Source organism: Streptomyces sp. P9-A2, assembly GCF_036634175.1.
Lineage (GTDB): Bacteria > Actinomycetota > Actinomycetes > Streptomycetales > Streptomycetaceae > Streptomyces > Streptomyces pratens.
In genome coordinates this window covers 2,016,346-2,030,068 of the sequence record NZ_JAZIFX010000001.1, presented here as the reverse complement: position 1 = coordinate 2,030,068, position 13,723 = coordinate 2,016,346, and the positions used below count along the sequence as shown (strand labels likewise).

The following is a 13,723-nucleotide window of genomic DNA, read 5'->3' as shown; positions in this document are numbered from 1 at the left end:
GCGCACCCGCCCCGGTGGTTCCGCGCCCCGGTGGTCCCGGGCCGGGGTGGTTCCGGGGCCTCGACGGCGGACCGCGGTCACCGAGGGCGCACCCGCCCCGGCGGGCCCGCGCTCCGGTGGTCCCGCGCTCCGGTGGTCCCGCGCCCTGGCGGCCCCGCGCTCCGGTGGTCCCGCGCCCTGGCGGCCCCGCGCTCCGGTGGTCCCGGGCCGGGGTGGTTCCGCGCTCCGGTGGTCCCGGGCCGGGGTGGTTCCGGGGCCTCGACGGCGGACCGCGGTCACCGAGGGCACACCCGCCCGGCGGGCCCGCGCCCTTGGCACCCTCCGCGCCCTTGGCATCCTCCGCACCCGGGGTGCCCTCCGCCCAGGCCGTCCCGTCACAGCGCCGCGCGGATCGTCCCCTCGATGTCCGGGAACGCGAATCGGAACCCCGACTCCAGCAGCCGTGTCGGCAGCACCCGGGCGCTGCCCAGCACGTCCTGGGCCATCTCCCCGAGCACCGTCCGCAGCACCGGCGCCGGTACCGCGAACACCGCCGGCCGGCGCAGCACCCGCGCCATCGCCGCGGTGATCTCACGGTTGGTCGCCGGGTGCGGCGCGGTCAGGTTGAACGGCCCGGACAGCCCGTCGGTGTCGAGCAGATGGCGCAGGGCGGCCACCTCGTCGTGCAGGGCGACGTACGACCAGTACTGGCGCCCGTCGCCCAGCCGCCCGCCCAGCCCGGCCCGGAACAGCGGGAAGAGCCTGCCCCACGCCCTGCCCCCGCGGGCCACCACGAGCCCGGTCCGGGCGAACGCCGTCCGCACGCCCGCCTCCCGGGCCGGTGCCGCGGCGGCCTCCCACTCGACGCACAGCTCCGGCAGGAAGCCCGAGCCCGCCGGCGCGCTCTCGTCGACCGTCCGGTCGCCGGTCTCGCCGTAGTAGCCGATCGCACTGCCGTTCACGAACACCCGCGGCCGTACGTCCCGCTCCATCCCGGCGAACGCCTCGGCGAGCGCGGCCGTGCCCCGCACCCGGCCGTCGCGGATCCGCGCCTTGTACTCGGGTGTCCAGCGGTGGTCGCCCACCCCGGCACCGGCGAGATTGACCACGGCGTCGCACCCGGCGAGCCCGGCCGCGTCCACGGACCCCCGCTCCGGGTCCCACCGCACCTCGTCCTCCGCGCGGGGAGTCCTGCGCACCAGGCGCACCACCCGGTGCCCGTCGGCGGTGAGGGACCGGACGAGTGCACCGCCGATGAGGCCGGACGCACCGGCCACCGCGATTCGGGAAGGTTCCATCGGACCTCTTTCGAGGGAACCACCGACTTCAGCCGGTGGGGGAATCGAATCCCTGGCGTACGTTTCTGGTGTCCCGCAAGGGATCGGTTCGGGCTGGACCGCGACCCTCGGGTGGGAAGCCCCCTTCTTTCGAGAGGGGAGCGGAGTCACGATTCCCATCCTGCCCCGCCGCCCGGGCATCACGGCGGGAACACGACGGACCCGACCGTAAAGTGCCCCCACTCCCGGCCTGTCGATCCGCGCCGCACACCACTCCGACGAGCGGGAACCGGCCCTGCTGGACCGCGACACCTGGTCGCACCTTGCATGCCACCGGCCCACCCCGCCGCCTACGACGTCACCGGTTCTCCCGTGTCCACCGGTGCCGTCGCGTTCGCCGCGCGCTCCGCCTCGCCGGCGACCTCGGCCGCGGTCAGGACGTAGCCGGTCTCCACGTCCGAGGTGGACCGGGCGAACACCACGCCGAACACCCGGCCGTCGGTGCTCAGCAGCGGCCCGCCGGAATTGCCGGGGCGCACGGTGGAGCGGATGGAGTAGATCTCGCGCGTGACGCCCTGGTCGCCGTAGATGTTCCGTCCTCTCGCCTGCACCCGGTTCGCGACCGTCGCCGCCTGGAGATTCAGATCGCCGTCCTGCGGGTAGCCCGCGACGACCGCCGAATCGCCGCGGTCGGCGTCGTCGACGAACCGGAGGACGGGCGCCCGCAGTTCGGGCACGTACAGCACGGCCACGTCCTTCTGCGGGTCGAACAGCACCACCCGGGCCTCGTACGCCCGCCCGACGCCGCCGACCCGCACGGTCGGCTCGTCGATGCCGGCCACCACATGGGCGTTGGTCATCACGTGCTCCGTCGCGTACACGAAGCCGCTGCCCTCGCGGCCCTGGAGACCCGCGACGCCCTCGACCTTCACCGTGCTCCGTTGGGCGGCCCGGGTGGCGGCGGCGGTGACGCTGTCGCCGGAGGGCTCGGCGACCTCGGCCGTCGACTCGTTCTCGAACGGGTTGAAGACCTGCGGGAAACCCGCCTCGGTCAGCGCTGAGGTGGCCCGCGAGAACCACGCGGGGGTGCTGTCCGGCATCACCTCGTGGACCGTGCCGAGCAGCCGCGAGTCCCGGATCGCGGAGGTGATCAGCGGGGACGAGGAGGCACCGAGGACGGACGCGATCACCCAGGCCACGATCAGCACGGCCACCGAGTTGGCCACCGCCCCGCCGACGCCGTCCGCCACCCGCAGCGGCCCCCGGTCCAGCTCCCGACGCAGCCGCAGCGCCAGCCGGCCCGCCAGCTCATGGCCCACGGCCGCCGGCAGCAACACCGTGACCAGGGCCGTCACGGTGGCCCCGGTGGTCCCCGGGGTCACCAGGTCCATCACCCAGGGCAGAATCCACACGCCGACGAGGGCACCGCCCACGAAACCGGCCAGCGACACGCAGCCGGCCAGCAGACCGCGCCGGTAGCCGGACGCCGCGTAGGCCAGGACGACCAGCAACAGCAGGATGTCGAGCAGGTCCACGCACGCCGCCTTTCTCTCGGGCCCTCTCATACGTGGGGGAGGGGCCCGGTGATCAGCCACGCGCGGGTGACCACCGGAAAGCGGTCGCACGCGCGTGTACCCGGAAGAACGCCGAGGACCCGGACGATGGTTCCGCCGTGGACCCGGACGATGGTTCCACCGGTTGGCACGGCCACGTCGCGGGCCCGCTCTGTCCGCCCCACAGTGAAGACATGCGTGTCCTCAGAAGACCAAGGGGAGCGCGGCCGCGCCATGCTTCCCGGATATCCCGCGGAACCGGCCGTACGAGCCTGCCCAGGACCGTCAAAGTGCTGTTCGGCTGCCTGCCCGGCGTCGCCGCGGCGGCCGCCCTGGTGCTGTGCGCGTACGGAGTCGAACGGGCCGCGGAGCCCTCGGCCGCCGCCCCGGCCCCCGTCCGTGAGACGGCCGCCCACACGGCGTCCAGGCCGCCCATCGTGTCGAGAGCGGCCTGGGTGGGCGACGCCGGCCGCGAACAACCGCCCCCGCGCTACGACGACAAGGTCGTCGCCGTCTTCGTCCATCACACCGACTCGCCCAACGACTACGACTGCGCCGGGGCCCCCACCCAGATTCGCAGCCTCTACGAGGGCCAGACCACTGCCCGGGACTGGGACGACATCGGTTACAACTTCGTCGTCGACCGCTGCGGCACCATCTACGAAGGCCGCGCGGGCGGCACCGGCCGTCCCGTCACCGGCGCCCACACCCAGGGCTTCAACCACCGCAGCACGGGCATCGCCGCGCTCGGCACCTTCAGCGCCGGGGTGGCCGTGCCACCCGCGATGGAGCGCGCGATCGCCGAGCTGGCCGCCTGGAAGCTCGGTCTGTCCGGCACCGACCCGCGATCCGACGTCCGGCTGGTCTCCAGCAACGGCGGCAGCCGGTACGCGGCCGGCACCACCGCGATGCTGCCCGCCCTCGCGGGCCACAGCGACGGCTTCATGACCAGCTGTCCGGGCGCCGCCCTGCAAGCACGCCTGCCGAGGATCAGGGAGATGGCGGCAGAACTGCAGGGTCGCCGGCCGGACCCCGGAAGCCTGCAGGAGCAGCAGCAGAAGGCACAGGAAAAAGCACAGGAAAAGGCGCAGGGGGAGAACAGCCGGATCGCGGGGACCCCGAGGTGAGCAGGCCCCCGGGGCTCAGGGACGGAACCGGTCCCAGAGCCGGGGATAGCGCTCGGCCAGCAAGGAGTCGTTCTCGAAGTCGGCGGGCGTGCCCGCGGGCTCGGCCGGGCCCGCGGGAAGGTCCAGGTCGGGGGCCACGGTGCCGGTGAGCTGCTCGTACGCCTCGTCCGCCGCGTAACCGAGCTCCTCGCCGTCGCCGTCGATCTCCTCGTCGAAGTCGTCCAGCAGATCGGCCAGCGCGTCCGGGTCGTGCAACGCGCCCTCGTAGACCTCGCGGCCCTGGCCGATCAACCAGCACCTGAAGAAGTCGAAGGCGTCGTCGCTCGCCCCGTCGAGGAGGACCCAGGCGGCGCCCCAGAGATCCCAGCGGTAGGCGCGGTGGTAGCGGGCCTCGAAGTGCCGGGCGAAGTCGAGGACGGCTTCCGGATCCAGCTGCGCGAGCCGCTCCACGAGCAGGTCGGCCTGCTCCTCCGGGTCGCCCTCGGCGTCCCCGCGGGCGGTGTCGACCAGCTCCCAGAACTCCGTCTCGTCCATCACGCGTCAAGCATCGGCCCTGGAACCCCGGGACGCACCCCGGAATACGCGGATCAATTCCTCCCGTACAGCAGGGCCAGCCGTACGGCCTGGGCGGCGAACCACTCCCGCAGCGAGGCGGGCGCGAGTACCTCCGCCTCGGGGCCCAGCGCCGTCAGCTGGGTACGGGCGACCTCCTCGGACTCCACCGGCAGGGTCACCGTCACCCAGCCGTCGTCGTCCGCCCCGGTCCCGGCCGCCCCGGCCAGTGCCTCCCGCGCGGCCACCGCGTCCACGGCGTGCGGCAGCGCGCGCATTCCCTCGGGCGACAGCCGTACCACCACCTCCGCCCGCAGGATCGAGCGCGCGAACTGCTCCGCCCGCTCCGCCCAGAACGCGGGCAGGTCGAACTCCGGGTCGCGCTCGAAACGTGCCGCACCCGCACCCGGCCCTGGACCCGGACCCGTACTTGCACCCGGGCCCGGACCCGCACTCGCACCTGGGTCCAGACCTGGACCCGCACCTGGACCCGGACCCGGTCCTGGACCCGCACCTGGACCCGGCTCTGGACCCGGACCCGGCTCTGGACCCGGCTCTGGACCCGGACCCGGCTCTGGACCCGGCTCTGGACCCGGACCCGGCTCTGGACCCGGGCCCGGACCCGGGCCCGGACCCGGACCCGCACCTGGGCCCGGACCCGGACCCGCACCTGGGCCCGGGCCCGGACCCGCACCTGGGCCCGGGCCCGGACCCGCACCCGGGCCCGGACCCGCACCTAGGCCCGGGCCCGGACCCGGACCCGGGCCTGGACCCGCATCCGCCCCGGCCACCGCCTCCACCGCCGTGAACCGGTCGATCCGGTACACCCTGTACACCCGGTGGGCCCCCGGGCCCGACGGCCCCCGCTCCGACGCCTTCCGCCCCGGCACCCGCGCGCACAGGTACCAGACGCCCGCCTTGAGTACGAGCCCGTACGGTTCCAGCTCCCGCTCCACCTCGGTGTCCCCGCGCCGGTAGCGCGCGACGACCCGGCGGTCGTCCCACACCGCGTCCGCCACGGCCGGCAGCAGCTCGGGCGCCGGCACCTCGCGGAACCAGCCCGGGGCGTCCAGATGGAACCGCTGCGCCGCCGTCCTCGGCGCGTCCCGCAGGGAGGGCAGCAGCGCTGCCGACACCTTCAGCCGGGCCGCGGAGGCCGTGTCCTCGAGCCCCATCTCGCGCAACGCGCCCGGCACCCCGGACAGGAACAGCGCCTCCGCCTCGCCGCGGGCCAGTCCCGTCAGCCTGGTCCGGTATCCGCCGACCAGCCGGTACCCGCCGGCCCGCCCCCGCTCCGCGTACACCGGAACCCCGGCCTCGGACAGCGCCTGCGCGTCCCGGGTGACGGTCCGCTCCGACACCTCCAGCTCGCGCGCCAGTTCGGCGGCGGTCATGGAGGGCCGGGACTGGAGCAACAGCACCATCTTGATCAGCCGGGCAGCACGCATGCGGCCCATGATGCGGCAGGAGGCCCCCGCCGCAGCGGGGGCCTCCTGCCTTCACGGTCCGCGGGACCGGGTGCCCTGTCACGGGCCCTGCTTCGTTACAGGCCGTACTTCTCGCGCGCTTCCTTCACGGCCGTGGCCTGCACCTCGCCGCGCCGGGCGAGCTGCGCCAGCGCCGCGACGACGATGGACTCGGCGTCGACACCGAAGTGCCGGCGGGCCGCCTCACGGGTCTCCGACAGGCCGAAACCGTCGGCGCCCAGCGAGGAGTAGTCCTGCTCGACCCACTGCGCGATCTGGTCGGGGACCTGGCGCATGTAGTCGGACACCGCCAGCACCGGACCCTCGGCACCCTGGAGTGCCTGCCGGACGTACGGCACCCGCTCCTCGCCGCGCAGCAGCGCCGCGTCGGCGTCCAGCGCGTCCCGGCGCAGTTCGGTCCACGACGTCGCCGACCACACGTCGGCCGCCACGCCCCACTCCTCGGCGAGCAGCCGCTGCGCCTTCAGCGCCCAGTGGATCGCCGTACCGGAGCCGAGCAGCTGGATCCGCGCGGCGTTGGCCGCGGGGGCCAGTCCGGCCGACTCCGCCGTGTTGAAGCGGTACAGGCCCTTGAGGATGCCCTCGTCGATCCCGGCGGCCGACGGTTTGGCCGGCTGCCGGACCGGCTCGTTGTAGACCGTCAGGTAGTAGAAGACGTTCTGGTCCTCGCCCGGGGCCGCCTCGCCGTACATCCGGCGCAGACCGTCCTTGACGATGACGGCGATCTCGTACGCGAACGCCGGGTCGTACGTCAGCGCGGCCGGGTTGGTCGCCGCGATGACGGGGGAGTGGCCGTCGGCGTGCTGGAGGCCCTCACCGGTGAGGGTGGTACGGCCGGCGGTGGCGCCGACGAGGAAGCCGCGGCCGAGCTGGTCGCCGAGCTGCCACATCTGGTCGGCCGTGCGCTGCCAGCCGAACATCGAGTAGTAGATGTAGAACGGGATCACCGGCTCGCCGTGCGTCGAGTACGACGTGGAGGCGGCGATGAAACTGGCCATGGAACCGGCCTCGGTGATCCCCTCGTTGAGGATCTGGCCGTTCTTGGCCTCCTTGTAGTACATCAGCTGGTCGCGGTCGACCGGCTCGTACGTCTGGCCCTTGGGCGAGTAGATGCCCAGTGAGGGGAAGAGCGACTCCATGCCGAAGGTGCGCGCCTCGTCGGGGACGATCGGCACCCAGCGTTTGCCGGTCTCCTTGTCGCGGACCAGGTCCTTGACCAGGCGGACGAACGCCATGGTGGTGGCCACGTTCTGCGAGCCGGAGCCCTTGTCGAAGGCGGTGAACGCCTTCTCGGCCGGGGCCGGCAGCGGCGCGACCGGGTGGACGCGGCGGGCCGGGGCCGGACCGCCGAGGGCCGCGCGCCGCTCCTGGAGGTAACGGACCTCGGGGGAGTCGGCGCCCGGGTGGCCGTAGGGGACCTCGCCGTCGACGAAGTCGCTGTCCCTGATCGGCAGTTCGAGGCGGTCACGCATCGCCTTGAACTCGTCCGCCGACAGCTTCTTCATCTGGTGGTTGGCGTTCTTCGACGCGAAGCCGTCGCCGAGCGTGTGGCCCTTGACCGTCTGGGCCAGGATCACGGTCGGCGCGCCCGTGTGGGAGAGCGCGGCGCGGTAGGCGGCGTAGACCTTGCGGGCCTCGTGGCCGCCGCGCGAGAGCTGGAAGCACTCGATGATCTTGTCGTCGCTCAGCAGCTTCGCCATCTCGGCGAGCGCCGGGTCCTTGCCGAAGAAGTCCTCGCGGATGTAGGCGGCGTCGCGGGTCTGGTACGTCTGGACCTGCGCGTCGGGTACCTCGCGCAGGCGGCGGACCAGCGCGCCCGTGGTGTCCAGCTGGAACAGCTCGTCCCAGGCGGTGCCCCACAGGCTCTTGATCACGTTCCAGCCGGCGCCGCGGAACTGGGCCTCCAGCTCCTGCACGATCTTGAAGTTGGCGCGGACCGGACCGTCGAGCCGCTGCAGGTTGCAGTTGATGACGAAGGTCAGGTTGTCCAGGCCCTCGCGGGAGGCGAGGGTGAGCGCGGTGGTGGACTCCGGCTCGTCCATCTCGCCGTCGCCGAGGAACGCCCACACGTGGGAGTTCGACAGGTCCTTGATGCCGCGGCTGGTCAGATAGCGGTTGAACCGCGCCTGGTAGATCGCGGAGATCGGGCCCAGGCCCATCGACACCGTGGGGAACTCCCACAGCCAGGGCAGGCGCCGCGGGTGCGGGTAGGACGGCAGTCCGTCGCCGCCGGCCTCGCGGCGGAAGTTGTCGAGGTGCGCCTCGGTCAGCCGGCCGTCGAGGAAGGCACGGGCGTAGATGCCGGGGGAGGCGTGGCCCTGGATGTAGAGCTGGTCGCCGGAGCCGTCCCCCTCCTTGCCGCGGAAGAAGTGGTTGAAGCCGGTCTCGTAGAGCCAGGCCGCGGAGGCGAAGGTGGCGATGTGGCCACCGACGCCGTACTTGCTGCCGCGGCTCACCATCGCCGCCGCGTTCCAGCGGTTCCACGCGGTGATACGGGACTCCATCGCCTCGTCGCCGTCCACGGCGGGCTCGGCGGCGGTGGGGATGGTGTTGACGTAGTCGGTCTCGAGGAGCCGCGGCAGTGCGATGCCGGCGCCCTCGGCGCGCTCCAGCGTACGGCGCATCAGGTACGCGGCCCGGTGCGGGCCGGCTGCCTTGGCGACGGCGTCGAGCGAGGCCCGCCATTCGGCGGTCTCCTCGGGGTCGCGGTCCGGGAGCTGGTCCAGCTCACTCGGCTGGATGGCCTTGGGGTCGGTCATGTCGCCGCCTTCCTCAGTCGAAGGGGGTTCCCTCATCGGTAAGGGTTCGGGGTTGCCCTTGGTCTTTGGCAGGACAGGGCTGAGGTCTCTGATGGAGACCCCGTCGGTGACAATAACCTGCTGATCGATGATCGATCAAAGAGTTCAGGTGAAAATCTCTTGATTTCAAGAAAGTCGGCACGCGGTGCCCGGGGAGGTGGCACCGAGTGACGTGAAAAAGGGGATGTTTTCGCAGGTGAGCGCGGGTCTCCGCAGGTGTCGCGACACGGGTTCCGGCGGGCGCCCCGGCGCACGTCCGGGTGTTCCCGTACGGGCTCGAGCGCCTGCCGCCCGAGGCCCGCGCCGGGCTCACGCCCGGGGCGCGCACCCCAGTACATGGGCCTTCACGATCTCCGCGATCCGCGGATCACGGCGACGGAACGCAGCCACCAGGTCCTGGTGCTCCTCCGCGTAGGACTGCTGGACCGTGCCCAGCCAGCGGATGGACAGGGCGGTGAAGACCTCGATGCCCAGGCCCTCCCAGGTGTGCAGCAGCACCGAGTTGCCGGCCGCACGGACCAGTTCGCGGTGGAAGGCGACCGTGTGCCGCACCTGGCCCGTGCCGTCGGCGACACGGTCGGCCTCGTACAGCGCGGCGACGTGCGGCTCCAGCGCCGAGCAGTCCTCCGACAGCCGGTCCGCCGCCAGTTCCGCGGCGATCGCCTCGAGACCCGCCCGCACCGGGTAGCTCTCCTCCAGGTCGGTGGCCGAGAGGTTCCGCACCCGCACGCCCTTGTTGGGCGCCGACTCGATCAGCCGCAGCGACTCCAGCTCGCGCAGCGCCTCCCGCACCGGTGTCTGGCTGACCTCCAGCTCCGTCGCGATCCGCCGCTCCACGATCCGCTCGCCCGGCTGCCAGCGCCCGCTGATGATCCCTTCCAGGATGTGCTCGCGGATCTGCTCGCGCAGCGAGTGGACGACGGGCGCGGTCATGAGTGCTCCTTGAACAGGGCTCGTGAATCCGGGGCAGCCGCCCGAAGGGCCCCCCGTCGAGGGGCGGCGGACGGACGACGGACAGGACCCTTGAGGGCGTTTGACCCTTAGACAATACGGCTGTGACGCCGTCCGGGAGGGGCGCACAGGGTGCTTTGGAGCAGGTGAGACGAGGCTTACACGGCGCATACGTCACGTCCCACGACGTATGCGCCGAGTCCCGGACGGGCTGTACGGCCAGGCCCGCGCGGCCCGTGCACCGGATCCCGTCCACCGTCCACCACCGCACCGTCCCCCGCGCACCGTCCACCCCCACCCGTCCCTCGCCCCGTCCCCGCGCACACGACGGTGCCCCCGCCCGGAGACTTCCGGACGGGGGCACCAGGGACCGGGGTCGGCGACCCGGTTTCAGTGGCCGTGGATCACAGGCCGAGCTCGACCTCGAACTCGCCCGCCTCCAGGATCGCCTTGACCGAGTTCAGGTAACGGGCCGCGTCGGCGCCGTCCACCAGACGGTGGTCGTAGGACAGCGTCAGGTACGTCATGTCGCGGACGCCGATGACCGTGCCCTCCTCCGTCTCGATGACGGCCGGACGCTTGACCGTGGCACCGATGCCCAGGATCGCGACCTGGCCCGGAGGCACGATGATCGTGTCGAACAGCGCACCGCGCGAACCGGTGTTGCTGATGGTGAAGGTCCCGCCGGACAGCTCGTCCGGGGTGATCTTGCTCGCCCGGACCTTGCCCGCCAGTTCGGCCGTGGCCTTGGAGATGCCGGCGATGTTGAGGTCACCGGCGTTCTTGATGACCGGGGTCATCAGGCCCTTCTCGGAGTCCACCGCGATACCGATGTGCTCGGTGTCGAAGTAGGTGATGGTCCCCTCGTCCACGTTGATCCGGGCGTTGACGGCCGGGTGGGCCTTCAGCGCCTGGGCGGCGGCCTTGACGAAGAACGGCATCGGGGAGAGCTTGACGCCCTCGCGGGCCGCGAACGACTCCTTGGCCCGCGTCCGCAGCTTCATCAGCCGCGTGACGTCGACCTCGACGACCGAGGACAGCTGCGCCTGCTCGTGCAGCGCCTTGACCATGTTGTCGCCGATGACCTTGCGGATCCGCGGCATCTTCACGGTCTGGCCGCGCAGCGGCGAGGCCTCGAGGACCGGGGCCCGCTTGGCGGCCGGTGCCGCCTGCGGCGCGGGAGCGGCGGCCGGGGCGGCCTTCGCGGCCTCGGCCGCCGCCACCACGTCCTGCTTGCGGATACGGCCACCGACGCCGGTGCCCTTGACGGTGGACAGGACAACGCCGTGCTCGGCGGCGAGCTTGCGCACCAGCGGGGTCACGTAGGCGCCGTCGTCGGCCGGCTGCGCGGCGGCCGGAGCCGCGGCGGGCGCGGCAGCGGTGGGAGCCGGAGCGGCCGGAGCCGGAGCGGCGGGAGCCGCCGGCGCGGGGGACGGGGCGGCCTGCTGCGGAGCAGGTGCAGGTGCGGCCGGAGCCGGGGCGGGCTCCGGAGTCGCGGCCGGAGCCGGTGCGGGGGCGGCCTGCGGGGCGGAAGCCGGTTCCGGGGCGGCAGCCGCCGGAGCGGCACCCGGAGCGCCGATGACGGCGAGCTTGGCGCCCACCTCGGCCGTCTCGTCCTCGCCGACCGTGATCTCCAGCAGCACACCCGAGGTGGGCGCCGGGATCTCGGTGTCGACCTTGTCGGTGGAGACCTCGAGCAGCGGCTCGTCGGCCTCGACGCTGTCACCGACCGACTTCAGCCAGCGGGTGACGGTGCCCTCGGTGACGGACTCGCCGAGCGCGGGCAGGACCACGTCCGTGCCCTCGGCGGAGCCGCCGCCGGCCGTGGCGTCGGCGGTGGGCGCCGGAGCCGGGGCGGGCTGCTCGGTGGAGGGGGCGGCCGCCGCCGGCTCAGGGGCCGGTGCGGCGGCGGGCTCGGGCTGCTCGGCGGCCGGGGCCGGGGCCTCGGCGGGGGCACCGCTGCCGTCGTCGATCAGGGCCAGCTCGGCACCGACCTCGACGGTCTCGTCCTCGGCGACCTTGATGGAGGACAGCACGCCGGAGGCCGGAGCCGGGATCTCGGTGTCGACCTTGTCGGTGGAGACCTCGAGCAGCGGCTCGTCGGCCTCGACGCGCTCGCCCTCGGCCTTCAGCCATCGGGTGACAGTGCCCTCGGTGACGCTTTCGCCGAGCGCCGGAAGGGTTACGGAAACCGCCATGGTTTCGGTTGCTCCTTAGAAGTGCGGAAGTCTGTGTCGTCGCGCCCGTGACCGAGGACGTCAGTCGTGGGAGTGGAGGGGCTTGCCCGCGAGGGCCAGGTGCGCCTCGCCGAGCGCCTCGTTCTGCGTCGGGTGGGCGTGGACCAGCTGGGCGACCTCGGCAGGCAGCGCCTCCCAGTTGTAGATCAGCTGGGCCTCACCCACCTGCTCGCCCATACGGTCGCCGACCATGTGGACGCCGACCACCGCACCGTCCTTGACCTGGACGAGCTTGATCTCGCCCGCGGTCTTGAGGATCTTGCTCTTGCCGTTGCCCGCCAGGTTGTACTTCAGGGCGACGACCTTGTCCGCGCCGTAGATCTCCTTGGCCTTGGCCTCGGTGATGCCGACGGAGGCGACCTCCGGGTGGCAGTACGTCACCCGGGGCACGCCGTCGTAGTCGACCGGGACGGTCTTCAGACCGGCCAGCCGCTCCGCCACCAGCATGCCCTCCGCGAAGCCGACGTGCGCGAGCTGGAGCGTCGGGACGAGGTCGCCGACCGCGGAGATCGTCGGGACGTTGGTCCGCATGTACTCGTCGACCAGGACGTAGCCGCGGTCCATGGCGACCCCGGCCTCCTCGTAGCCCAGGCCCTGCGAGACCGGGCCGCGGCCGATGGCGACGAGCAGGACCTCGGCCTCGAACTCCTTGCCGTCGGCGAGGGTGACCTTCACGCCGTCCTGGGTGTACTCGGCCTTCTGGAAGAAGGTGCCCAGGTTGAACTTGATGCCCCGCTTGCGGAACGCCCGCTCCAGCAGCTTCGAGCTGTTCTCGTCCTCGACCGGGACGAGGTGCTTGAGGCCCTCGACGATGGTGACCTCGGCGCCGAACGACTTCCACGCGGAGGCGAACTCGACGCCGATGACGCCGCCGCCCAGCACGATCGCGGACTTCGGCACCCGGTCCAGGACGAGGGCGTGGTCGGAGGAGAGGATCCGGTCGCCGTCGATCTCCAGGCCCGGCAGCGACTTCGGCACGGAGCCGGTCGCCAGCAGGACGTGGCGGCCCTGGACCCGCTGACCGTTCACGTCGACGGAGGTCGGCGAGGACAGCCGGCCCTCACCCTCGATGTAGGTCACCTTGCGGGAAGCGATCAGACCCTGCAGACCCTTGTACAGGCCCGAGATCACGTCGTCCTTGTACTTGTGGACGGCCGCCATGTCGATGCCCTCGAAGGTGGCCTTCACACCGAACTGCTCGCTCTCGCGGGCCTGGTCGGCGATCTCTCCCGCGTGCAGCAGGGCTTTGGTGGGGATACACCCGTTGTGCAGGCAGGTACCGCCGACCTTGCTCTTCTCGATCAGGGCGACGTCCAGGCCCAGCTGCGCCCCGCGCAGAGCCGCGGCGTAACCGCCGCTGCCACCGCCGAGGATCACTAGGTCGAAAACAGTGCTGGCGTCGTTCGCCACGTCACGTCCTCCATGCATGTGCGCCACGCCGGTCTCCAGCGACCGGTCGGCGGCTGGTGTCCGGCCGCTTTTTTGCCTTCGGCCCTTCGGTGGGGCCCTGTCCTGCCGAGCCCTATCCTCGCACTTGTCGACGCGGAACGAGACGTGGGGCGGCGGTGTGAGGCGTCCCACGTTCGAACACCCGCCCGTCGCGGGCAAGGTGAGCACGCGTGACGACCCCTACGACACGTCTCCGCGGCACGACCCGGGCAGGGCATGACACATGACCGGGGCAGGGCACGACCCGGGCAGGGCATGACCCGGGCAGGGCACGACCGGGCCGGCAGGGCGTGACCCGGCCGGCCCGGTCGGC

General features: G+C 72.6%; 8 protein-coding genes and 2 pseudogenes. 1 reads left to right on the top strand and 9 read right to left on the bottom strand.

The window, feature by feature from the left end; all coding sequences use genetic code 11:
• Positions 1-374 precede the first annotated feature (374 nt).
• Positions 375-1,277, bottom strand: coding sequence for a TIGR01777 family oxidoreductase (locus V4Y04_RS09155; RefSeq protein ID WP_332426894.1), 903 nt, complete (start codon positions 1,275-1,277; stop codon positions 375-377).
• A gap of 329 nt (positions 1,278-1,606) precedes the next feature.
• Positions 1,607-2,791 carry a MarP family serine protease gene (locus V4Y04_RS09150; protein ID WP_332426892.1) on the bottom strand — a complete coding sequence of 395 codons (1,185 nt, stop codon included), beginning with the start codon at positions 2,789-2,791 and terminating at the stop codon, positions 1,607-1,609.
• Between the two features lie 308 nt (positions 2,792-3,099).
• Between V4Y04_RS09150 and V4Y04_RS09145 the strand changes: the two genes are divergently transcribed.
• Positions 3,100-3,936 (top strand): peptidoglycan recognition protein family protein, encoded by an 837-nt coding sequence (locus V4Y04_RS09145; protein ID WP_332426890.1) that lies wholly within the window; start codon positions 3,100-3,102, stop codon positions 3,934-3,936.
• 15 nt (positions 3,937-3,951) lie between these two features.
• Here V4Y04_RS09145 and V4Y04_RS09140 read toward each other — a convergent pair whose 3' ends face one another.
• The 7 genes and pseudogenes from V4Y04_RS09140 to lpdA form a co-directional block, all read right to left on the bottom strand.
• A complete protein-coding gene (locus V4Y04_RS09140; RefSeq protein WP_332432768.1) occupies positions 3,952-4,470 on the bottom strand; it encodes a DUF4240 domain-containing protein in 519 nt (172 codons plus the stop codon).
• A gap of 53 nt (positions 4,471-4,523) precedes the next feature.
• Positions 4,524-4,892 (bottom strand): annotated as a pseudogene (locus V4Y04_RS37710) (transcriptional regulator); the annotation flags it as partial.
• A gap of 387 nt (positions 4,893-5,279) precedes the next feature.
• A pseudogene (locus tag V4Y04_RS37705) lies at positions 5,280-5,936 on the bottom strand (helix-turn-helix transcriptional regulator); the annotation flags it as partial.
• A 95-nt stretch (positions 5,937-6,031) separates the two neighbouring features.
• Entirely contained in the window at positions 6,032-8,734 is a 2,703-nt protein-coding gene (aceE, locus tag V4Y04_RS09130; RefSeq protein WP_332426887.1) for a pyruvate dehydrogenase (acetyl-transferring), homodimeric type, read from the bottom strand.
• Between the two features lie 348 nt (positions 8,735-9,082).
• Positions 9,083-9,706: a GntR family transcriptional regulator gene (locus tag V4Y04_RS09125; RefSeq protein ID WP_332426886.1), complete on the bottom strand. Its 624-nt coding sequence runs from the start codon at positions 9,704-9,706 to the stop codon at positions 9,083-9,085.
• Positions 9,707-10,128: 422 nt separating this feature from the next.
• Positions 10,129-11,922 carry a 2-oxoglutarate dehydrogenase, E2 component, dihydrolipoamide succinyltransferase gene (sucB, locus tag V4Y04_RS09120; protein WP_332426885.1) on the bottom strand — a complete coding sequence of 598 codons (1,794 nt, stop codon included), beginning with the start codon at positions 11,920-11,922 and terminating at the stop codon, positions 10,129-10,131.
• A 60-nt stretch (positions 11,923-11,982) separates the two neighbouring features.
• Positions 11,983-13,371, bottom strand: coding sequence for a dihydrolipoyl dehydrogenase (gene lpdA / locus V4Y04_RS09115; RefSeq protein ID WP_332426883.1), 1,389 nt, complete (start codon positions 13,369-13,371; stop codon positions 11,983-11,985).
• Positions 13,372-13,723 lie beyond the last annotated feature (352 nt).